This window comes from Arthrobacter sp. BE255 (genome assembly GCF_031457335.1).
GTDB lineage: Bacteria > Actinomycetota > Actinomycetes > Actinomycetales > Micrococcaceae > Arthrobacter.
This window is the reverse complement of sequence record NZ_JAVDWK010000013.1, coordinates 116,598-136,290: the sequence shown is the minus strand read 5'-3', so window position 1 is coordinate 136,290 and position 19,693 is coordinate 116,598. Positions and strand designations below refer to the sequence as shown.

At 65.2% G+C, this 19,693-nt stretch carries 17 protein-coding genes and 1 tRNA gene; 11 read left to right on the top strand and 7 right to left on the bottom strand.

Translation table 11 applies throughout. The features are described from left to right. Positions 1-148 precede the first annotated feature (148 nt). From J2X42_RS19560 to J2X42_RS19525, 8 genes are all read left to right on the top strand, one after another. Positions 149-802, top strand: a complete 654-nt coding sequence (locus J2X42_RS19560) for a septum formation initiator family protein (protein ID WP_310167546.1) — start codon at positions 149-151, stop codon at positions 800-802. 25 nt (positions 803-827) lie between these two features. Further along, the gene (locus tag J2X42_RS19555; protein ID WP_310167545.1) at positions 828-1,499 is read left to right on the top strand and encodes a DUF501 domain-containing protein; all 672 of its coding nucleotides are present in this window, start codon (positions 828-830) and stop codon (positions 1,497-1,499) included. After that, the gene (locus J2X42_RS19550) at positions 1,496-2,443 is read left to right on the top strand and encodes a Ppx/GppA phosphatase family protein (RefSeq protein ID WP_310167544.1); all 948 of its coding nucleotides are present in this window, start codon (positions 1,496-1,498) and stop codon (positions 2,441-2,443) included. Before J2X42_RS19555 ends, J2X42_RS19550 begins: the two co-directional genes overlap by 4 nt. 74 nt (positions 2,444-2,517) lie before the next feature. Next, positions 2,518-3,891: a S8 family serine peptidase gene (locus J2X42_RS19545; RefSeq protein WP_310167543.1), complete on the top strand. Its 1,374-nt coding sequence runs from the start codon at positions 2,518-2,520 to the stop codon at positions 3,889-3,891. A gap of 49 nt (positions 3,892-3,940) precedes the next feature. Next, complete coding sequence (locus J2X42_RS19540; RefSeq protein ID WP_310167542.1) at positions 3,941-5,437, top strand: FAD-dependent oxidoreductase; 1,497 nt, start codon at positions 3,941-3,943, stop codon at positions 5,435-5,437. A 138-nt stretch (positions 5,438-5,575) separates the two neighbouring features. Next, positions 5,576-6,520 carry an N-acetyltransferase gene (locus tag J2X42_RS19535; RefSeq protein WP_310167541.1) on the top strand — a complete coding sequence of 315 codons (945 nt, stop codon included), beginning with the start codon at positions 5,576-5,578 and terminating at the stop codon, positions 6,518-6,520. Between the two features lie 20 nt (positions 6,521-6,540). Further along, positions 6,541-6,614, top strand: a tRNA-Leu gene (locus J2X42_RS19530). 224 nt (positions 6,615-6,838) lie between these two features. After that, positions 6,839-8,191, top strand: coding sequence for an ABC transporter substrate-binding protein (locus J2X42_RS19525; RefSeq protein WP_310167540.1), 1,353 nt, complete (start codon positions 6,839-6,841; stop codon positions 8,189-8,191). Positions 8,192-8,357: 166 nt separating this feature from the next. Here J2X42_RS19525 and J2X42_RS19520 read toward each other — a convergent pair whose 3' ends face one another. From J2X42_RS19520 to J2X42_RS19505, 4 genes are read right to left on the bottom strand one after another with little or no spacing between them, the layout of a single operon-like run. After that, positions 8,358-9,128, bottom strand: a complete 771-nt coding sequence (locus tag J2X42_RS19520; protein ID WP_131132693.1) for an ABC transporter ATP-binding protein — start codon at positions 9,126-9,128, stop codon at positions 8,358-8,360. After that, the gene (locus J2X42_RS19515; RefSeq protein WP_310167539.1) at positions 9,125-10,171 is read right to left on the bottom strand and encodes an ABC transporter ATP-binding protein; all 1,047 of its coding nucleotides are present in this window, start codon (positions 10,169-10,171) and stop codon (positions 9,125-9,127) included. The genes J2X42_RS19520 and J2X42_RS19515 overlap by 4 nt, the downstream gene beginning before the upstream one ends. After that, the gene (locus J2X42_RS19510) at positions 10,168-11,136 is read right to left on the bottom strand and encodes a branched-chain amino acid ABC transporter permease (protein WP_310167538.1); all 969 of its coding nucleotides are present in this window, start codon (positions 11,134-11,136) and stop codon (positions 10,168-10,170) included. Before J2X42_RS19510 ends, J2X42_RS19515 begins: the two co-directional genes overlap by 4 nt. A 9-nt stretch (positions 11,137-11,145) precedes the next feature. Then, the gene (locus J2X42_RS19505; RefSeq protein ID WP_310167606.1) at positions 11,146-12,429 is read right to left on the bottom strand and encodes a branched-chain amino acid ABC transporter permease; all 1,284 of its coding nucleotides are present in this window, start codon (positions 12,427-12,429) and stop codon (positions 11,146-11,148) included. Positions 12,430-12,930: 501 nt separating this feature from the next. On the opposite strand from J2X42_RS19505, the gene J2X42_RS19500 reads away from it, so the two are divergent. Next, positions 12,931-13,851 carry a Bax inhibitor-1/YccA family protein gene (locus tag J2X42_RS19500; protein WP_310167537.1) on the top strand — a complete coding sequence of 307 codons (921 nt, stop codon included), beginning with the start codon at positions 12,931-12,933 and terminating at the stop codon, positions 13,849-13,851. 106 nt (positions 13,852-13,957) lie between these two features. Here the strand turns inward: J2X42_RS19500 and galK are convergent, their stop codons facing one another. From galK to J2X42_RS19485, 3 genes are read right to left on the bottom strand one after another with little or no spacing between them, the layout of a single operon-like run. Further along, on the bottom strand, positions 13,958-15,145 hold the full coding sequence (galK, locus tag J2X42_RS19495) for a galactokinase (RefSeq protein ID WP_310167536.1): 1,188 nt from the start codon (positions 15,143-15,145) through the stop codon (positions 13,958-13,960). Continuing rightward, positions 15,142-16,305, bottom strand: coding sequence for a galactose-1-phosphate uridylyltransferase (galT, locus tag J2X42_RS19490; RefSeq protein WP_310167535.1), 1,164 nt, complete (start codon positions 16,303-16,305; stop codon positions 15,142-15,144). Before galT ends, galK begins: the two co-directional genes overlap by 4 nt. After that, a complete protein-coding gene (locus J2X42_RS19485) occupies positions 16,302-17,183 on the bottom strand; it encodes a DeoR/GlpR family DNA-binding transcription regulator (protein ID WP_310167534.1) in 882 nt (293 codons plus the stop codon). The genes galT and J2X42_RS19485 overlap by 4 nt, the downstream gene beginning before the upstream one ends. 139 nt (positions 17,184-17,322) lie before the next feature. Here J2X42_RS19485 and J2X42_RS19480 point away from each other — a divergent pair, with 139 nt between their 5' ends. Together J2X42_RS19480 and J2X42_RS19475 are read left to right on the top strand one after the other, a co-directional pair. Beyond that, positions 17,323-18,282 (top strand): aldose 1-epimerase family protein, encoded by a 960-nt coding sequence (locus J2X42_RS19480; RefSeq protein ID WP_310167533.1) that lies wholly within the window; start codon positions 17,323-17,325, stop codon positions 18,280-18,282. A gap of 39 nt (positions 18,283-18,321) precedes the next feature. Continuing rightward, positions 18,322-19,692, top strand: coding sequence for an AI-2E family transporter (locus tag J2X42_RS19475; protein ID WP_310167532.1), 1,371 nt, complete (start codon positions 18,322-18,324; stop codon positions 19,690-19,692). Position 19,693: the final 1 nt, after the last annotated feature.

Below are 19,693 nucleotides of genomic sequence, written 5' to 3'. Positions count from 1 at the left end.
AACAACTGACCGGTGGCTATGGTTGAAAGACCATAGCCGCCGGTTTTTGTTTTCGCCCAGCTGTTTAGCCTGCACGGCTCTTGTCCAGCCGCGGTTTATTCAGCGCAGACAGTTGCTGCCCAGGCAGGCCGCACGTTTCAGGAGTGTCATGGCTACCCGCCGTCCCAAAGTTCCCAGGGCCGCCAACAGGCCGCAAGCCACACCGGAGCCAGCCAAGGAAGCGGCCGACGTCATCCGGGCCGATTTCGGCGGCGCCAAGGACAAGACGGCCCCATCCAAAGGCCCTGGAGCGTCCAAGCCGGCCACCACGACGCCGGCTGCGAAGACGCGGGGGAGCGGCGCCGCCGCTTCCACCAGGAACGGGACGCCGCAAGGCGGCCCCGCCAGGGATGACGCCCACGACGACGGCCACCCGGTTCCCGCCAAGGCCTTCTCCGGCCGGATGCTCGCCCTGGCGGTGGTGATGATTGCGATCACCATCATGCTGGCCCCGACGGTGAAGATCTTCTTCGACAAAAAGGCGGAAATCGACGCCCTCAACGCCGACATCGCGGCCAGCCAGGCGCAGCAGGACAGTCTCCGGCAACAGGTGTCACGGTGGCAGGACCCCAACTACGTGAAACAGCAGGCCCGCGACCGCATTAACATGGTTATGCCGGGTGAGACCGGCTACTGGGTATTCGGCAGCGACCTGCCGGCCGGTAGCAGCAGCAGCCAGTCCGGTGCTGCAGCACAAGACCCCGCCGATCTGCCGTGGGTGGATTCCCTGTGGGAGTCCATCAGGCGTGCGGCCACAGACTGAACCGATAGGAAGGATGGCCGCGCCAGTGGAAGAAAACACGGCAACTGCGCCGGAGGAGTCCCGCCAGCCATCAGCACACGATCTCGAAGTACTCAGCCGCCAGCTGGGACGGCCCGTCCGCGACGTTGTGGAGATCCCGGCGCGCTGCGTCTGCGGCAACCCGCTCGTCGCAGCCACCGCCCCGCGCCTTGCCAACGGCACACCGTTCCCCACCACGTTCTACCTGACGCACCCGGTGATCACCTCGGCCGTCTCCCGGCTGGAAGCAGCCGGGCTCATGAACGACATGAATGAGCGGCTTGCCGCCGATGAACCCCTCGCCGCAGCCTACCGGTCCGCGCACGACGCCTACCTGGCGGCCCGCGCCGCCATCGGGGAGCGCTCGGGAGTGGGCGCCGTCCCTGAGATTGACGGCATCTCCGCCGGAGGCATGCCCGCCCGCGTCAAATGCCTGCACGTCCTGGTGGGTCACGCGCTGGCGGCCGGCCCGGGAGTTAACCCGCTCGGTGACGAGGCGATCGCGGACATCAGCGAATGGTGGACGGCGGACCGTTGCTATTGCGACGGCGCCTGGGACACCGCGGGGGAGGCCCCGTCCAGGGACCTGAGCAGGCACGGACCCCAGGGGCTGCCCGGCATCGTTGGCCGCCCCGCGCCGGTCCGAAAGTCCGCAGGCACTGCTGAGGCGGCATCATGAGCCGCGTCGCCGCCATCGACTGCGGTACGAACTCCATCCGCCTGCTGATAGCCGACATTGACCGCAGCAACGGGTCCGCGAAGCTCACCGACGTCGTCCGTGAAATGCGCGTGGTCCGGCTGGGTGAGGGCGTGGACGCCACCGGTGAACTCGCCCCCGCCGCGTTGGAACGTACATTCGCTGCCACAGCGGACTATGCCCGCCTGATTCGCGAGCACGGCGCCGCCAAGGTGCGGTTCGTGGCCACCTCCGCCAGCCGGGATGCCCGCAACCGCCAGGTCTTCGTGGACGGAATCCGCGACCTCCTCGGCGTCGAACCCGAAGTCATCACCGGCGACGAGGAAGCAGCGTTGTCCTTCGCCGGCGCCAGCAGCGTCCTGCCCATCCTTGACGGGGACCAGGTGCTGGTGGTTGACCTGGGCGGCGGAAGCACCGAATTTGTGCTCGGCACCGCTGACGGCGTCACCGCCGCCAGGTCGGTCGACGTCGGCTGCGTCAGGCTGACCGAACGCCACCTCCGGCAGGATCCGCCGACGGCCGAACAGATCGCCGCCGCGGAAGCCGACGTCGACGCCGCCATCACCAGTGCGGGCCTGGACGTTCCGCTCGAGCGTGCCACCGCCGTCGTCGGGGTGGCCGGATCGATCACCACCATCACGGCCCACGCAATGCGCCTCCCGGAGTACTCCCCGGATTCCATCCACGGCACGGAGCTGTCCATCGACGACATCCGCCTGGCCGCCACCGACCTGTTGGAAATGCCCAGGGCAGAACGCGCCGCATTGCCATACATGCATCCGGGCCGGGTGGACGTGATCGGCGCCGGCGGCCTGGTGTGGCGGCGCATCCTGGAACGGCTTGGCGGGCTCAGCGGCGGCCGGATCGTCACGGCCACCGCCAGCGAACACGATATTCTTGACGGTATTGCCCTGAGCATCAGCTGAGCGGCACCAGCCCGGCAGTGTCAGCCAGACGCAGCGAGCGGCCCGAGTTCATGCCACCAACCATGGGACCCCAAATGACCAGAGCAACAGCCCGGCTTCGCCGGACCGCCTCCGCTCTCCTGGCGATGACCCTGGCCGGAGCAAGCCTCGTCACAGGCCTCGCGGTCGCTCCCGCGGCACAAGCTGACGCGGACCGTGACAAGCAGTATTGGTTGGCCGAATCCGGCATCACGAAAGCCTGGGAGGTCTCCAAGGGCGCCGGCGTCAAGGTCGCCGTGATCGACAGCGGCGTGGACGGGCAGCATCCGGACCTCAAGGGGGCCGTCACCGGCGGATTCGATGCGTCCGGAGCCGGAAATCCGGACGGGCAAAAGAGCATCGGCGGGAAGCCGGAACATGGCACGCTTGTGGCCACCATGCTGGCCGGCCGCGGTCACCAGCCGGCAAGCTCCACGGCAAGCCCCAGCCCGGCCCCGTCAGGCGCAGGACCCGACGGCATGGTGGGGGTGGCCCCCGAGGCGCAGATCCTGTCCGTCTCGACATGGCTGGGATCGGCGAACCCTGCCGGGAAGAGCGACCAGGACCAGATCCCGGAAGCGGTCCGCTGGGCCGTGGACAACGGTGCCAAGGTCATCAACATATCGCTGGGCAGCACCACGCCGCAGTGGCCACAGAGCTGGGATGCGGCGTTCCTGTACGCCGAGCAGAAGGACGTGGTCATCGTGGCCGCCGCCGGCAACCGGGTGGGTGGCAACATCCAGGTGGGTGCTCCCGCGACGATTCCGGGCGTGCTGACCGTCGCCGGGCTGGACCGGAAAGGTGTTGCGAGCGTCGATTCGTCCTCGCAGGGAATCAGCATCGGCGTCGCAGCCCCGGCAGAAAACCTGCTCGGCGGGCTGCCCGGCGGCGGCTACGCCGAATGGGCCGGCACGTCCGGGGCCACGCCCATTGTGGCCGGTGTCGCGGCACTGATCCGGTCCAAGTGGCCGGAAATGAGCGCCAAGCAGGTCATCAACCGCATCGTCACCACCGCCAAGGATGCCGGTGCGCCGGGCAAGGACCCGCTCTACGGCTTCGGCGTCCTCAATGCCGAAGCCGCCCTGAAGGACTCCGTTCCGGAAGCCGGCAGCAACCCGCTGGGTTCGATCTCGGACTGGATCCGGGTCCATCGCCGCGGAAACCTGTCAACGCCTGCCCCGGTCCCCACCACCGACATTCCCAGCGCCGTGCCCACCCTGCCCGAGGCAACAGTGCCCGCCGCTGAGGCGCCGTCACAGCGTGACACTGCCTTCGGCGCCGCCGTCGTCATCGGCTTCGCAGTGCTGTTTGTTGTGATCATCGCGGCGGCCGCCCTCCAGCTGAGGCGGGCGGCCCGCAACCCCCGCCTTGCCCATGAAGAGCCCGACACAGGGGTCCTCGACACCGTCGATTCCGGCGGTAAAACGTAGCCCGGACGTAGTTAGTGAAGATTTTCACAAAGTGCTGTATCCTTAAATCATGGCAACCACCCCAGAGCTCCAGGACCGTCCCAGGGTACTCGTCGTCGGCGGCGGGTACGTCGGCCTGTACGTAGCACTCAAACTGCAGAAGAAGATCGCGAATGCCGGTGGCATCGTCACCCTCGTGGATCCCCTGCCCTACATGACCTACCAGCCGTTCCTCCCCGAGGTCGCCGGCGGCAACATCGAGGCCCGCCACGCAGTGGTCTCCCACCGCCAGCACCTCAAGCAGACGGAACTGATCCAGGGCCGTGTCACCTCGATCGACCACGCCAACCGCACGGCCGTTGTGGCCCCCGCGGACGGCGGCGAGAACTTCGAGATTCCTTACTTCGACGTTGTGATGGCCGCTGGCGCCATCACCCGCACGTTCCCCATCAAGGGCCTGGCGGACAAGGGCATCGGCCTGAAGACCATCGAAGAGGCCGTGGCCCTTCGCAACAAGGTGCTGGAGCGCATTGAAGCTGCTTCCACCATCACCGATCCCGCAGCACGCGCCAAGGCACTGACCTTCGTGGTTGTAGGCGGCGGCTTTGCCGGCATCGAATGCATCACCGAGATGGAAGACCTGGCCCGCGCCGCGGTCAAGAACAACCCGCGTATCAGCCAGGAGGAAGTCCGCTTCGTCCTGGTCGAAGCCATGGGCCGCATCATGCCCGAGGTCACGGCCAAGCAGGCTGAATGGGTTGTGGAGCACCTCCGCAGCCGCGGCATCGAGGTCCTGCTGAACACCTCGCTGGACAACGCCGAGGGCTCCATCAAGCTCATCAACCTCCCGGACAAGACGCCGGCGCAGGACTTCGAAGCAGACACCCTCGTCTGGACTGCCGGTGTGCAGGCCAACCCGATGGTCCGCTCCACCGACTTCCCGCTCGAGCCGCGCGGGCGCATCCGCACCCTTCCCGACCTCCGCATCGCAGGGGACGAAGGAATCGTCGAGAACGCCTGGGCTGCCGGCGACCTCGCAGCCGTGCCGGACCTCACCGGAAGCGGCCTGCCGGACGGCACCTGCGTCCCGAACGCCCAGCACGCCCTTCGCCAGGCCAAGCGCCTCGCCAAGAACCTGTGGGCCTCCCGCTGGGACAAGCCGCTGAAGGACTACAAGCACAAGAACCTGGGTGCCGTGGCCGGCTTCGGCGAATGGAAGGGTGTCGCGAACATCAACCTCGTCGGCAGCATCGGCCTCAAGGGCCCGCTGGCCTGGCTGGCACACCGTGGCTACCACGGCATGGCGATGCCCACGTTCGAGCGCAAGTTCCGGGTGATCTTCAACTGGATCATCAGCTTCTTCGCTGGCCGCGACACCACCCAGCTGATCGACCTCGACAACCCGCGTGGTGCCTTCGTGGCAGCAGCATCCCCGGCTCCCAAGCCCGCTGCCGCACCTGCTGCGCCTGCGGGTTCGCCGGCCGACGCGCCGACGCCGGGGGCTCCCGGAACTGCTGAGAAGACAAAGGTCGACCCCAAGCAGTCAGTCACCGCTGACGCAAAGTAAGGCCAGCGTTCCGCCCGGCCTGCAGCTCTAACGCCCGACGGCGGCTGTCCCCTTGTGGGGGATGGCCGCCGTTTGCGTTAGGCAGCTTCCCCGGAGTGCCCTCGTGGTCTGGGCGGTCCGCCCTCCTAGACTGGCACCATGACTGGTGAAAAGAACCTCCAGACCCTGCTGGCCTCGATCCACCCCGTCCTGCGGGAGGGGGAGTACGTCTACGTCCTGTGGCCCCACGGCAAGCCGCTGGCGGCCGGGATCGAAGCTGCGGTGCGTGAGGCTGAAGGCCTCACCGTCGTCCTGCCCAGGGATGAAGCGGACCGCCTGGGCCTTGCCTATGACTTCGTGGCAGCGTGGATCACCCTTCAGGTGCATTCGGAACTTGAGGCAGTGGGCCTGACCGCCGCCGTCGGAAAAGCCCTGACGGATGCCCATATCAGCTGCAACGTGCTGGCCGGCTTCCATCATGACCACCTTCTGGTACCGGTCGCCGACGCTGCCCGCGCCGTCGAGGTCCTGGCCGAGCTGCAGGCGGAAAGCCGGAACCAGCCCCGGCCTGAGCTGTTGCTGCGCAACGAGACGGAGGCCGATCGCGCTGCGGTCCTGGCACTGACTGCCGAGGCTTTTGCCATCTCGCCGGCCACCGGCCTTCCGGCGGAGGGGGAGCCAGTGGAAGTTGAAGTGCTGCGCCAGTTGTTCGAATGCGACGAGTACCTGCCGGAGTTCAGTATCGTTGCCGTCCTGGACGGCGAAGTAGTGGGCCATGTGATCAGTACGCGCGGGTGGGTGGACGGGCATGAGCTGCTGGGGCTTGGGCCGATCGGCGTAACGCCCAGGCTCCAGCGGCACGGCATTGGGAGCGCACTGATGAACGAAACCATCTCACGGGCCAACGCTGCGGGGGAGAGCGGCATCGCGCTTCTGGGGAGCACAGAGTACTACCCGCGCTTCGGATTCGTGCCCGCAACGTCCCTGGGTGTCCGGCCTCCGGAAGAGGTTTGGGCCGATAACTTCCAGCTCCTGCCGCTGGCGGTGTGGCCCGGCGGAGTCCACGGGACATTCCGGTATGCCGGTCCGCTGGCACGCATGTGACGGGATACCATAGACCGGGCGCCCCAGTAGCCCAATTGGCAGAGGCAGCGGACTTAAAATCCGCGTGTTGCGAGTTCGAGTCTCGCCTGGGGCACAAATTCTCCCACTGATGCCTTCATCCTGCGCTGCATCGCGTGTCGTCCTTGACCTCAACGGATCCTGCGGTCCGGAGATTTCGCATATGCAACGACTGTTATAAGGATGTGACCTCAGTCACTTATATCCGTCTGGGATATGCACTAGCTTGAAAGTTAAATCAGGAACACCTGATCATCCGCGTCAAAGGCCGTTCGCACCTTTCGATCCAGGAGATTGTCAATGATTTCACTTTCCCCGGCGGCACCCCGTCTCGCAAAGCTCACAGCGCTTAGCGTCGGCGTCGCCTTTCTGGCTACAGCTTGTGGTGGTACCTCCACGCCGAGCTCGACGGAAACCACCACCGCCCCTGCAGGCGCAATCTCCTGCCCAGCGGGAGACGGTGCCGGTGCCAGCAAATCGGCCGCCGCAGCTCCCAGCGGAGCCGTCCCGGCCTCAACCACTACCAGTCCCGAACCTCTGAAGATCGGCTCGCTGCTGCCGACCACCGGAAACCTCGCCTTCCTCGGCCCGCCCGAAATTGCCGGCGTGGAGCTCGCGAAGAAGGAAATTAACGCCGCCGGCGGCGTACTCGGCAAGCCGATTGAGGTCACCCACCGCGACTCCGGCGACACCAAGACCGACATTGCGACACAGTCCACCACTGCGCTGCTCGGCATGGGCGTCAACGCGATTGTCGGCGCAGCGTCCTCCTCGGTATCCAAGACCGTGATCAACCAGATCACCGGCGCTGGAGTAGTCCACTTCTCGCCGGCCAACACGTCCCCGGACTTCACCACCTGGGATGACAAGGGACTCTACTGGCGGACCGCGCCCTCTGACGTGCTCCAGGGCAAGGTGCTCGGCAACTTCATGGCCACCTGTGGCGCCCAGACGGTTGGCATGATCGTCCTGAATGATGCCTACGGCACAGGCCTGGCGAAGAACGTCAAGGCGGCCTTTGAGGCAGCTGGCGGCCAGGTTGTGGCAGAAGAGCTGTACAACACCGGTGACACGCAGTTCAGCAGCCAGATTGACAAGGTGGTGGCCGCCAAGCCGGACGCCATAGTGCTCATCTCCTTTGATGAGGCCAAGAGCATCCTGCCGCTAATCACGGGCAAGGGCGTCAAGTCGGGCCAGCTGTTCCTCGTGGACGGCAACACGTCGGACTACAGCAAGGTCCTCCAGCCCGGAACCATGACCGGGGCGCACGGCACCTTCCCGGGCACCTTCGCTGCTGAGGCCTTCACCAAGGAACTCTTGGGAGTTGACCCGGCCCTGAAGGACTTCACCTACGGCGGCGAGTCATATGACGCCGTGAATCTGATTGCCCTGGCCGCAGAGTCGGCCAAGAGCGTCAAGGGCGTGGACATCGCCGCGAAGCTGAAGGAAGTGTCGCTGGGTGGAGAGAAGTGCACCACGTACCCGTCGTGCGTCACTCTCCTCCGGAATGGCAAGGACATCGATTATGACGGCCAGTCCGGCCCCGTAACGTTCTCCGACGCCGGTGATCCCACGGAGGCCTACATCGGCATCTACGAGTACACGGCCGAGAACACGCTCAAGCCGGTCAAGTCGGAGTTCGGCAAGCTGTAAGCCGCTTCCGAAGACAGCCTGAAGCCCCCGTCCGATCCAACGGACGGGGGCTTCTTGCTGTGCACAGGTTGGCCGGACCCGCCCCGGTTGCCCGGCCGCAACAGAAAAGGGCCGCTGCCGGCATCATTCGCCGGCAGCGGCCCTCCTGCGCAGGATGGGGTGGAACCTAGTCCTGGTCGGCCAGGGTCCCCAGGTAGAGCTGGATGACCTTGGGGTCCTTCATGAGCTCCCTGCCCGTGCCTGTGTAGGCATCCCGTCCCTGGTCCAGGACGTAGCCGCGGTCACAGATCTGGAGGCAGCGGCGCGCGTTCTGTTCCACCATGATCACCGAAACGCCGGCCCGGTTGATCTCGTGCACGCGAAGGAACGTTTCATCCTGCTTGACGGGGGAGAGCCCGGCCGAGGGCTCATCCAGCAGCAGGACGGCCGGGTCCATCATGAGTGCCCGGCCCATTGCCACCATCTGGCGCTCACCGCCAGACAACGAGCCCGCACGTTGGGCCCGGCGTTTCCCGAGTTCGGGGAAGAGGCTGGTGACAAAGTCGAACCGCTCCGCGAAGTCCTTGGGCCGCTGGAACATGCCCATCTGCATGTTTTCCTCAATCGTCAGCGCCGCAAAGACGTTGTTGTTTTGAGGGACAAATCCCACGCCCTTGGTGACGAGCTTGTTGGCCTTCAACCCGGTGATGTCCTGCCCGCGCACCACAACAGTGCCGGAGTGGACCTTCACCAGGCCGAACATGGCCTTGAGCAGCGTGGACTTGCCAGCGCCATTGGGGCCGATGATGCCGATCAGTTCACCCTTGCGGGCTTCGATGCTGCAGCCGTTGAGGATGTTCACACCCGGGAGGTATCCGGCCACCAGGTCCTTGACGGTGACAACTGCGTCATCAGTGGGTGCTGGCTGTGCGGACGGAGCCGTGCTCGTGGCGCTCATTCCGTACCCCTTTCTTTGAAACCGGGCTTTTCACGGTCCTCCTGCTTGAGTTCCGGCGCCACAACGTCGACGGCAATGATGCCGGCATTCTCCGTGCCCACAATCGACTCTTCGTCAGCCTCAAGTTCAGCCTCGAGCTCCTTGATGCCCTCGGCGTCGCCGAGGTCGACGTCGTGGTGGGCGCCGAGATAGGCGTCGATGACTGCGGGGTTCTTCATGACATCGCCGGGTGGACCTTCGGCCACCACCTTGCCCTCGGCCATGACCACCACCCAGTCGGCGATGTGGCGGACCATGTGCATGTCATGCTCAACAAACAGCACCGTCATCCCCTCGGATTTGAGGTTCTTGATGTGGTCCAGAAGTGACTGGGTTAGCGCAGGGTTGACCCCGGCCATGGGTTCGTCCAGCATCACCAGCTTGGGACGCACCATCAGTGACCTGGCCATCTCGAGCAGCTTTCGCTGCCCTCCCGACAACGAGGCCGCGTAGTCGTCCTTCTTGGCGTCCAGCTTGAACTTCTCCAGCAGTACTTCAGCCTGGGCCGTGATCTCCTTTTCCCTGACTCCCCAAATGTTCTTGAAGAGGGCCTTGGACAGGCTTTCGCCGGGCTGGTTGGACGCGCCGAGGCGCATGTTCTCCATGACCGTCAGCTTGCCCATCACCTTGGTGAGCTGGAAGGTGCGGACCATGCCCATGCGCGCCACCTTGTACGAGGAGACTCCGGCAAGGCTGTTGCCCTCGAACTGCCATTTCCCGGAGTTCGGGGTATCGAACCCGGTCAACAGGTTGAAGAGAGTTGTTTTGCCGGCGCCGTTGGGGCCGATCAGCGCCGTGATTTTGTGGCGCGGGATTTCGAGGTATTCGACGTCCACGGCGTTGATGCCGCCAAAGCTCCGGGTGACGTTTTCGGCCACCACGATTGGATCGCGTTTCTTGCAGCCGGGTGCGGTTTCGCCTAGTGCAATGGGCCGCTGGTCCGTCATGTAGTCGACGTTTTCTTCCGCGGCACCCGCGGCGGGATTTTCGCTGTGCTTGCTCATGCGAACGCCAGCTCCTTTTTATTGCCAAAGACGCCCTGGGGCCTGAAAATCATCAGCAGCATCAGGGCGATGCCAACGAGGATGTAACGCAACTGCCCGGCCTGGACGGTGTTGAGCCAGGTGACTGCCCCGGATTCGATCAGGCCGTAGAGGATTCCCTGGGTCAGCGACAGGACCACCCAGAAAATCATGGCGCCGACCACGGGGCCCAGGACGGTGCCCAGGCCGCCGAGAAGCAGGCAGGTGTAGAGGAAGAAGGTGAGTTCTGTGCCGTAGTTGGCTGGCTGCACCGACCCGCGGGGGAGGGTAAAGACCATGCCTGCCAGGGCGCCAAGGACACCGCCGATGATCAGGGCCTGCATTTTGTAGGAGTACACGTTCTTTCCCAGGGACCGGACGGCGTTCTCATCTTCGCGGATGCCTTTGAGGACGCGTCCCCAGGGGCTCCGCATCAGGAGCCACACCAGCAGGCAGCAGATGATCACTACGCTCCAGGCGACTACGCGGATAAAGAAATCGCGGTTGTTCATCCCCAGGTAGGACCCCTCGGGGAAGGGGTTCATCGCGTAGAACCCTAGCTCGAATGCGGCGAGGCCGTCGGCTGAGCCGGTGACATCGGTGAGCTGGTTCGTGGTGACGATGTAGCGGACGATCTCTGCCGCAGCGATGGTGACAATGGCGAGGTAGTCGGCGCGCAGCCGGAGTGTGGGTATGCCCAGCAGCAGGGCGAAGATGGCAGAGCAGACCACCGCGATAAGCAGCCCCACAAAGAACGGGACACCAAAGGTGAGCGTCGAGATGGCGAAGCCGTACGCGCCGACCGCCATAAAGCCGGCCTGCCCGAAGTTCAGCAGCCCGGAGTAGCCGAAGTGCACGGCAAGGCCCAGGGCGGCAAGCGCGTAGGCAGCGGTTGTTGGAGTGAAAATTTCGCCGAAAGCGCTGGCAAGGATGAATCCAAAGTCCATGTCCGTCTCCTAACCCACGCGCTCGCGACGGCCCAGGATGCCCTGCGGCCGGAACAAGAGGACAACAATCATGATGAAAAGTGCTCCCACGTATTTGAGGTCTGCGGCAAGGCCGACCACGGTGGTCAGTTCGACGAAGATGCCGACGATGATGGACCCGATAAGTGCGCCCCAGACAGTTCCGAGGCCGCCCAGGGTGACGCCGGCAAAGATGAGCAGCAGGAGCTGGGACCCCATGTCGAACGTGACGCCGGGGCGGTAGTAAGCCCAGAGTATGCCGCCCAGGGACGCCAGCATGCCGCCGGCGACCCAGACGATGCGGATGACGTTGTCCACGTCGATCCCGGATGCGGCTGCCAGTGCGGGATTGTCAGCCACAGCCCGGGTTGCCTTGCCGAGCCGGGTCTTGAGCAGGATGACGCCGAGGATGGCGATGACGACGGCACTAATGACCAGCGACCAGAGGTTGTTGGGGGAGATGGACACCGGGCCCAGCTGGATTTCCGGGCTCTGCGCGAACGGCAGCTGCTGCGTGGCGCCGCCGAAGTTGAACTGGATAATGTACCGCACGGCCAATGCGAGACCGATGCTGACAATCATCATCGGGACCAGCCCGGTGCCACGGTGCCTCAGCGGCTTCCACAGCCCCGCGTCCTGGACGTAGCCAAAGAGGCCGCCGCCAAGGAGCGCCAAAAGGATGGCCAGCCAGAAGGGCATGCCAACCGCGTTACAGGTAAATACCAGGACCGCGCCGAGGGTGACCATCTCGCCATGGGCGAAGTTTGTCAGGCCGGTGGTGCCGAAGATGAGCGATAGCCCCACTGCCGCCAGTGCCAGCAAGAGGCCAAAGCTCAGACCCGCCACGAGGCGGTTCAGCAGGTTCTGTCCGAAGTCCTGCTGCTGGACCACAATGCCTTTCCCGAAAGCAAAAATGACTGACAGGTTCGACGTCTGGCTGAAGGTCACTGAGCGGGGGTTATCCTGGCCATCGGCCAGCTTGATCCCTTCCGGCAGGGTGGACTCATCCAGTTCGATTTCATATGTACCTTGTTCGGGGACTCCGATGTTCCACGAGCCGTTCGCAGCCGACTTCGTGGTCCCGGTGAAGTCGCCGCTTTTGGCGGTGACCGTGACATTGGCAAGCGGTGCCCGGGTGTCATCCCGAAGGAAGCCGCTGATGTTGTTCTGGAATGTCGTATTCGACGGGGATGGTGTCGGTGACGGGGAAGTGGCCTGTGATGCCGGTGCAACGACGAGCAGGATTGCCAGGATGGACGCAGCGATGGCCCCCATCATTCTCAGCAATCCGACGCGCCGCCGGTGCGGCAGGCCTTTGGATGTACTTCTCAAATTGAAAAACCTCCACTTGGGGGTGGTCTCGGCTGCGCCATTGCAACCGCTGCGAACGTAGCCGGGACAGACAGTGATGCGGTACTGACATCGGGAAACGCTGTACATCTGTGATTTCCGTCACCCGGCTTGGCCTTATGTTACAGCGCTCAGGGCGCAATAAATGCCGCCAAAAGCGGCCGCGGGGTCGCGATCGGATAACAACTGTGTAGCGGCGCACCCGCCCATCTTTAGCATTCCTAAAGAAACTTTTGTTGATTCCCGGTATTTCTTAACAGTTGGCTCGCGGCGAATGGCGAAGGGACGGGTTCGAAAGGCAAAGCCCCATGTCACAGTTGGGTTGCGTCCACAACGGCAGGGAACTTTTGGCGGCGCCAGTGCGTGGAAATTGGTAACGTGAATCATAAGGTTCAACACCTATCCCTTACTTGGAGGACACCAGCAATGGCACTTGGCGGAAACCCGATCTTCAACGGAAAGAACTTCCGTGGAGCAACGCAGGCGCCGCCTGTCCCGCAGGCGCCCTACGGACAGGCACCTTACGGCCAGCAGCCCTATGGTCAGCCGTACGGACAGCAGTCGTTTGGCCGCGCGCCCGGCCAGGTTATGGACGGCCAGGGCGGCTACGCCCAGCAGAACATGACCAACGAGCAGTTGCAGCAGATGTACAACCAGCCGGCTGCGGGCCCCGCAGACACCGGCCGGATGACGTACGACGACGTCATCGTCAAGACCGCCGCCTGCCTCGGAGTGCTGCTCGTCGGTGCCGCGGTGACATTGTTCGTCAGCATGGGGCTCGCGAGCCTGCTGATGATCGTGGGCGCCCTGGGCGGCTTCGTCCTGGCGCTCGTCAACACGTTCAAGAAGCAGCCGTCGCCGGCACTGATCCTGGCCTATGCAGGCCTTGAGGGGCTGTTCCTCGGCGGACTGACCCGCGTCCTGGACACCATGTACCCGGGTGTGGGGCTCCAGGCTGTCATCGGCACTCTGTCCGTCTTCACCGTGACGCTGCTCCTGTTCAAGAGCGGCAAGGTCCGTGCCACCCCCAAGGCCATGAAGTTCTTCATGATCGCGTTGGCCGGCTACGCCCTGTTCTCCCTGGTGAACCTCGTCATGATGGTGACGGGCCTGACCACTGAGCCGTTCGGTCTGCGCAGTGGCATCATCGGTGTGGCCATCGGCGTCCTTGCCATCGGCCTGGCCGCGTTCTCCCTGGTTATGGACTTCACCAGCATCGAGGCGGGCGTCCAGAGCGGCGCCCCGCAGCGCTTCTCCTGGACCGCAGCATTCGGCCTGACCGTCACCCTCGTGTGGCTCTACGTCGAGATCATCCGTTTGCTCGCCATCCTGCGCGGCGACGACTAGCACCCAAGCCGGCGTCCGCCGTCGTCATTCCAACACAAAGGAGAGGGTCCCCGCCTGGTGCGTATTGCACCGGCGGGGACCCTCTCCTCTTGTGTCTGGAAGCGCCCTACGAAAGGCGCATTGCGCCGGCCGCGGGCGTGACCGTGAAGATGTCAGGTGCCTTGTAGCCGGCCTCCGCGAAAGCGTGTTCGACGGCGGCACGCACCTGGTTCTCCACGTCCACCGGGGTGAGCGCAATGGCCGCCCCGCCAAAGCCGCCGCCGGTCATCCGGGCGCCGATCGCCCCGTTGGCTCGCGACGTCGCTACGGCCAGGTCCAGTTCCGGACAGGAGATCTCGAAGTCGTCCCGCATGGAGGTGTGGCTGGCATCCAGCAGGGCGCCAATGGAGCCAGGGCCCTCACTCGCCAGCAGCTCGACCGTCTGCAGCACACGGTCGTTTTCCGTCACTACGTGGCGTACGCGCCGGTAGGTGACCTCGTCCAGAAGTCCGGCGGCCTCTTCGAGATCGTCCACCCGGACGTCGCGCAGCGCCTTGACGCCGAGGACCTCGGCGCCCAGTTCGCAGGATGCCCGGCGGGAGGCGTACCCTCCGTCGGCGTGGGAGTGGGAGATCTTGGTGTCGATCACCAGCATCACCAGGCCGGCAGGCTCGGCTTCAAAAGGAACCAGCTGGACACTCTGGTCGCGGCAATCAAGGAACACGGCGTGACCCTTGGAACCGCGCAGTGAGGCCGACTGGTCCATGATGCCCGTGGGGGCGCCAACAAAATCGTTTTCCGCCCGCTGGGTGGCGAGGACCATTTCCTCGGGCTCCAGCGCGGCACCCGTCAGGTCGTTGAGGGCTGAGATGACTGCGCACTCGATGGCGTGGGATGAGGAGAGGCCGGCGCCAAGCGGGACATTGGAGTCGAGCAGCAGGTCCAGGCCCGGAACTGCGATTCCGCGCTCCTGCAGGGCCCAGATGACACCGAGCGGATACTTCGTCCAGCCTTTGGCAGCGGCGGCTTCCAAGGTGCCGAGGTCGGCGCTGACCACGCCCTGGTCCCCGTAAGTGGACAGGAGCCGGATCGCGGAGTCCGCCCTGGCTGCGATGGCCACGCGGGCGGTCTTGTCGATCGCGAACGGAAGCACAAAGCCTTCGTTGTAGTCGGTGTGTTCGCCGATCAGGTTGACGCGGCCCGGTGCCTGCCAGACGCCGTCGGGAAGCCTGCCGAACTCCCGCTCAAAGCGGGCGGCGAGGTCCGCCGCGCTGGGCGGCGCCTGTGTTGTCAACGGATCGTGTGCGGCGCTCACGCGTGTGCTCCTTCAGATAGGGCCCCCAGGGGGAGGGCTGTAGTGGCGGGGGTGGACTCCGGGACGGTCACGGCGCGGAGCCGCTCCGCCACGCTTTCGGGCGTGGTGTCGTTGATGAAGGCGCCCATCGCGGCTTCGGATCCGGCCAGGTACTTGAGCTTGTCAGCCGCCCTGCGCGGTGACGTCAGCTGGAGGTGCAGGTAGCTTGCGGGGCGCAGGAGGTCATCGAGGGGGGCCTGGTGCCATGCCGAGATGTACGGCGTAGGCGTGGGGTACAGGGCATCGAGGCGTTTGAGCAGGTCCAGGTACACATGCGCCAGTTCGTCCTTTTCCTCCCCGCTCAGGGCGGCCAGGTCGGGCACCTGCCGGTGCGGCACCAGGTGGATCTCAAGCGGCCAGCGCGCAGCGAAAGGTACGTAGGCACTGAAGTTTTCACCCTCCATCACCATCCGGCTCCCGTCCTCCCGCTCGGACTGCAGCAGCGACCCCGTGAGGGTCTGCCGCCCGTCCGACTTATCGTAAAACTTCCGTGCCGCGGCGCCGAGGACCCCGGCCCTGGGCGTGACGTACGGGTAGGCGTAGATCTGCCCGTGCGGGTGGTGAAGGGTCACGCCGATGTCGGCACCCCGGTTTTCAAAGGGGAACACCTGCTTGGTCCCCGCCAGGCTGCTGAGCGCTTCGGTACGGTGTGCCCAGGCCTCCACCACTGTCCGCGCCCGGGCCTCGCTCAGTCCGCTGAACGATCCGGTGTGGTCCGGAGTGAAGGACACCACCTCGCAGCGCCCGTACGCCGGGCCGGTGGTTCCCCATTCAGGGGCGGCCGGTGTTGGTCCGACGGCGGGGCCCAGGGAAGGGAACCGGTTTTCAAACACCACAACGTCGTAGTCCGGCGCCGGTATCTCTGAGGGATTGTTCGCTGTGGTGGGGCAGATGGGGCACTGGTCCGCGGGCGGCAGGTGCGTGCGCGCCTGCCGGTGGGCGGCAACGGCCACCCATTCATCAGTGAGGGCATCGAACCTTACTTCGCCTGGCTCGCCGCGTTCCGGAAGAGGCCGGCGGTCAGTTGTGGTTTCCGCGGTCCGTGGCTTGGGCGTTGCGGCGTCGTCGAAATAGATCAGCTCCCGGCCATCGGAAAGCTTGGTGCTGGTGATACCTGTCATGGCGTTTTTCCTTCGGGTGCTGGTGGCTGGGATCGCCGTGTGTCGCGGTCCGCGCGGGCAGTGGCTGGTTTTGCAGGCCCGTCCCGGCCGTCTGGAATCCTTGCCGTCCGGACGTCGGGCACGGTTTGTCGGAGGGCAGCCAGGGAGGCCGGATTGAGTCCGCTGTCCGTCACCAGGGTGTGGATGGCGGACAGGGGGCATATGCCGGCCAGGCCAATAAGGCCGTACTTGCTGGAGTCCGCGAGGACAACGAGCTGTCCGGATGCTGTGACCATGGCGGCGTTGACCTCGGCCTCGAGGAGGTTGGGCGAGGTCAGCCCGGCCTGGGGGTCCAGGCCGTGGGCGCCCATAAAGCAAAGGTCGGCGGCAACGGTGCTGACGGCCCGGACGGTCAGTGGCCCCACAAGCGCTTCGGATGGCGTCCGTTCCCCGCCGAGCACCAGGGTCCGGATTCCCCCGTCCTCCCCGGCGGGATCCGCAGCCGCGAGCGAGTTGGCCACCATGACCGAGTTGGTGGCTACGGTCAGATCGAAGTTCCGTGGCAACATCCGGGCCAGTTCAAACGTGGTGGTGCCGCCCGAGATGAGCAGGGTCATCCCGGGCCTTACCAGGCTGATGGCTTCTGCGGCGATGGCAGCCTTGGCGGGAAGCCCCCGCGTGGACTTGCTGGCAAATCCGGGTTCCAGTGCGCTGAAGCTGTCCGTCCTGGCCGCTCCGCCATGGACGCGCAGGACGAATCCGCCGGCGTCGAGGACATCGATGTCACGGCGGATGGTCATTTCGGAGACGTCCAGGCGCGCTGCGAGGGTGGCCACCCGTACCGTTCCCTCGCTGTGGACCTCCTGGAGGATCAGGTGTTGCCGTTGTGCCGCGAGCATCAGATCCTCCTTCCTGCAGTGCGTCGCCGTCGTCATCACAATTGTTGCATGGTTCGCTCAAAAAAGAATAGTTTCAAACAAAAGATAACAATTACCGGGTGTTGGGACTGCCGGTGCCGCGCCATGTACGGTGGTGCCCATGACAACAGGTTCAATCCCGGATTCCAGCGCCCCCTCCGAGTTCCGGGCGTACGCAAGCGGGCGGCAGTACGAGCTCAGGCGGGGTGACGCGCTCGCCGTCATCACCGAGCTGGCCGCCGGCCTGCGGCTCTACAGCAGGGCCGGAGTGCAGCTGACCGAGACCTACGGCGATGCCGAGATTTCCCCCGGAGCCGCCGGCATCACCCTGGCCCCGTGGGCCAACAGGGTGGAGGACGGTGTCTGGTACCTCGACGGCAAGAAACAGCAGCTGGATATCACCGAGGTGTCCCGGAACAACGCGAGCCATGGACTCCTCCGGAACGCCGCCTACAGCCTGGTGGACGAATCACAGTACTCCGTCACCCTCGAAGCGACGGTCTTCCCCCAGCATGGCTACCCGTTCCTGGTCCGGCACCGCGTGCAGTACCTGTTGGCGGAGGACCTCGGCCTGATGGTCCGGCAGACACTGGCCAATGACTCCAAGGCGCCTGCCCCCTTCGTCCTGGGTGCCCACCCCTACCTCCGGCTCGGCGACACGGACCTGGACGACCTGCTGCTGACAGTGTCCGCCGGAACCCGGCTTGTCGCCGATGAGCGGCTGATTCCGCGCAGCGCGGAACCGGTCAGCGGAGACACGGACCTCCGTGCGGGCCGGCGGGTGGGAACCCTGGACATCGACGTCGCCCTGACTGACATCACGTTCGACGGCGGGGTGGCCCGCCATACGCTGACCGCCCCGGATGGCCGCAGCGTCAGCCTGTGGCAGGACGAAACGTGCGGCTACGTTCATGTCTTTGTCACCACGGACTTTCCCGGCAGGGCGCGGGCCGTGGCGATCGAGCCGATGACGGGACCGGCCAATGCCTTCAATTCCGGTGACGGGCTCCGCTGGCTGGCCCCGGGGGACAGCTTCACCATCGCCTGGGGGATCGACGCCGTCGTGGGACATGCCGGGTAGCGGTTTCCCATAACCCCGTGGCTGGGGAAGTATTAGGCTATGACGCCAGCCGAGGACGCCACCCCGACCCACCGATCCGCCATCCCACAGCAAGGCAGGCCGGGGGCAAACCCGGCAGGCCGTGCAGACGCTGTCCCGCAGCTGCGCGTGCTGGCAGACCGTGAACTGGACCGCGACATCCCTTACGGTGTCCGCATCGCGGCGTCGTGGGCATGGCGGCTGGGGCTCATCATGTTGGTGGGAGGCGCGTTGATCTGGCTCCTCAGCCGGATCAGCTTCCTCATCATTCCTGTTATGGTCGCGGCCCTGCTGGCCGGCCTGCTCAATCCCATCGTGGGCTGGCTGAGGAGCCGCCGTCTTCCCAGCGGCGCCGCCGTGGCCGTCACTGTCCTGGGTTTCCTCGGGCTCATTGTCGGGTCCCTGGCGCTCGTGGGACGGCAGCTCGTGGCGGGGTTCAGCGAGCTGTGGAGCGAGGCGCTGGCCGGGATACAGCAGATCCAAGGCTGGCTTGCGGAGGGGCCGCTTCACCTGTCGGCTGCCCAGATCGACCAGTACCTGCAGGAGGCGACAGCTGCGCTGCAGAACAACAGCAGCAGCATCCTGAGCGGTGCCCTGTCTTTCGGGAGTACTGCAGGGCATTTTGCCGCCGGACTTGTCCTCGCGCTGTTTGTCCTGATTTTCTTCCTGCTTGAAGGTGACCGGATCTGGGCGTTCCTGGTCCGGCTGTTGCCGAGGAAAGCCCGCGCAGCCACCTTCGGGGCAGGGCGCAAGGGCTGGGCGTCCATGGTCAGCTACGCCCGCATCCAGATGTTCGTGGCTTTTGTGGACGCCGTGGGCATCGGCGTGGGTGCTGCAATCATCGGAGTTCCGCTGGCACTTCCGCTGGGTGTGCTGGTGTTCATGGGCTCTTTCATCCCCATTGTCGGCGCCCTGGTGACCGGAGCCGTGGCCGTGCTTCTCGCCCTTGTGGCAAACGGCTGGGTCAACGCGCTCATCATGCTGGGAATCGTGCTGCTCGTCCAGCAGCTGGAAAGCCACATCCTGCAGCCGCTCGTGATGGGCAAGGCCGTGGCCCTGCATCCCGTCGCCGTGATCCTGGCCGTGGCGGCCGGTTCTTACCTCGCCGGCATCCCCGGCGCCCTGTTCTCTGTCCCCATCCTGGCTGTAGCAAACTCGGCGATTCGCTACATCGCCGGCAGAACGTGGGAACATGAACAAGTGCTGGCAACCCCCGGAGGGCCGGTGACGGTTGGCGCCGGCGAGGACAACACCTTCAAGGACGTCCGACTGCCCGGCCTCAAGCCCAGAGGCAGCAAGGAAGCTGCAGCCAGCACAAACGCACACAATCCGGAGGCCCAGGCCGGCACCGCAGGCCAGGGCACCGGAGCAGAATCCGCCAAAGGAGAATAGT

Bases quoted from the DNA above. Each gene is read 5' to 3' on its own strand.
- J2X42_RS19510 (WP_310167538.1), bottom strand. From the start codon at position 11,136: ATGGACTTTGGATTCATCCTTGCCAGCGCTTTCGGCGAAATTTTCACT.
- J2X42_RS19525 (WP_310167540.1), top strand. From the start codon at position 6,839: ATGATTTCACTTTCCCCGGCGGCACCCCGTCTCGCAAAGCTCACAGCG.
- J2X42_RS19520 (WP_131132693.1), bottom strand. From the start codon at position 9,128: ATGAGCGCCACGAGCACGGCTCCGTCCGCACAGCCAGCACCCACTGAT.
- J2X42_RS19560 (WP_310167546.1), top strand. From the start codon at position 149: ATGGCTACCCGCCGTCCCAAAGTTCCCAGGGCCGCCAACAGGCCGCAA.
- J2X42_RS19535 (WP_310167541.1), top strand. From the start codon at position 5,576: ATGACTGGTGAAAAGAACCTCCAGACCCTGCTGGCCTCGATCCACCCC.
- J2X42_RS19505 (WP_310167606.1), bottom strand. From the start codon at position 12,429: ATGGGGGCCATCGCTGCGTCCATCCTGGCAATCCTGCTCGTCGTTGCA.
- J2X42_RS19540 (WP_310167542.1), top strand. From the start codon at position 3,941: ATGGCAACCACCCCAGAGCTCCAGGACCGTCCCAGGGTACTCGTCGTC.
- J2X42_RS19475 (WP_310167532.1), top strand. From the start codon at position 18,322: ATGACGCCAGCCGAGGACGCCACCCCGACCCACCGATCCGCCATCCCA.
- J2X42_RS19500 (WP_310167537.1), top strand. From the start codon at position 12,931: ATGGCACTTGGCGGAAACCCGATCTTCAACGGAAAGAACTTCCGTGGA.
- J2X42_RS19550 (WP_310167544.1), top strand. From the start codon at position 1,496: ATGAGCCGCGTCGCCGCCATCGACTGCGGTACGAACTCCATCCGCCTG.
- J2X42_RS19480 (WP_310167533.1), top strand. From the start codon at position 17,323: ATGACAACAGGTTCAATCCCGGATTCCAGCGCCCCCTCCGAGTTCCGG.
- J2X42_RS19485 (WP_310167534.1), bottom strand. From the start codon at position 17,183: ATGCTCGCGGCACAACGGCAACACCTGATCCTCCAGGAGGTCCACAGC.
- J2X42_RS19515 (WP_310167539.1), bottom strand. From the start codon at position 10,171: ATGAGCAAGCACAGCGAAAATCCCGCCGCGGGTGCCGCGGAAGAAAAC.
- galT (WP_310167535.1), bottom strand. From the start codon at position 16,305: ATGACAGGTATCACCAGCACCAAGCTTTCCGATGGCCGGGAGCTGATC.
- J2X42_RS19545 (WP_310167543.1), top strand. From the start codon at position 2,518: ATGACCAGAGCAACAGCCCGGCTTCGCCGGACCGCCTCCGCTCTCCTG.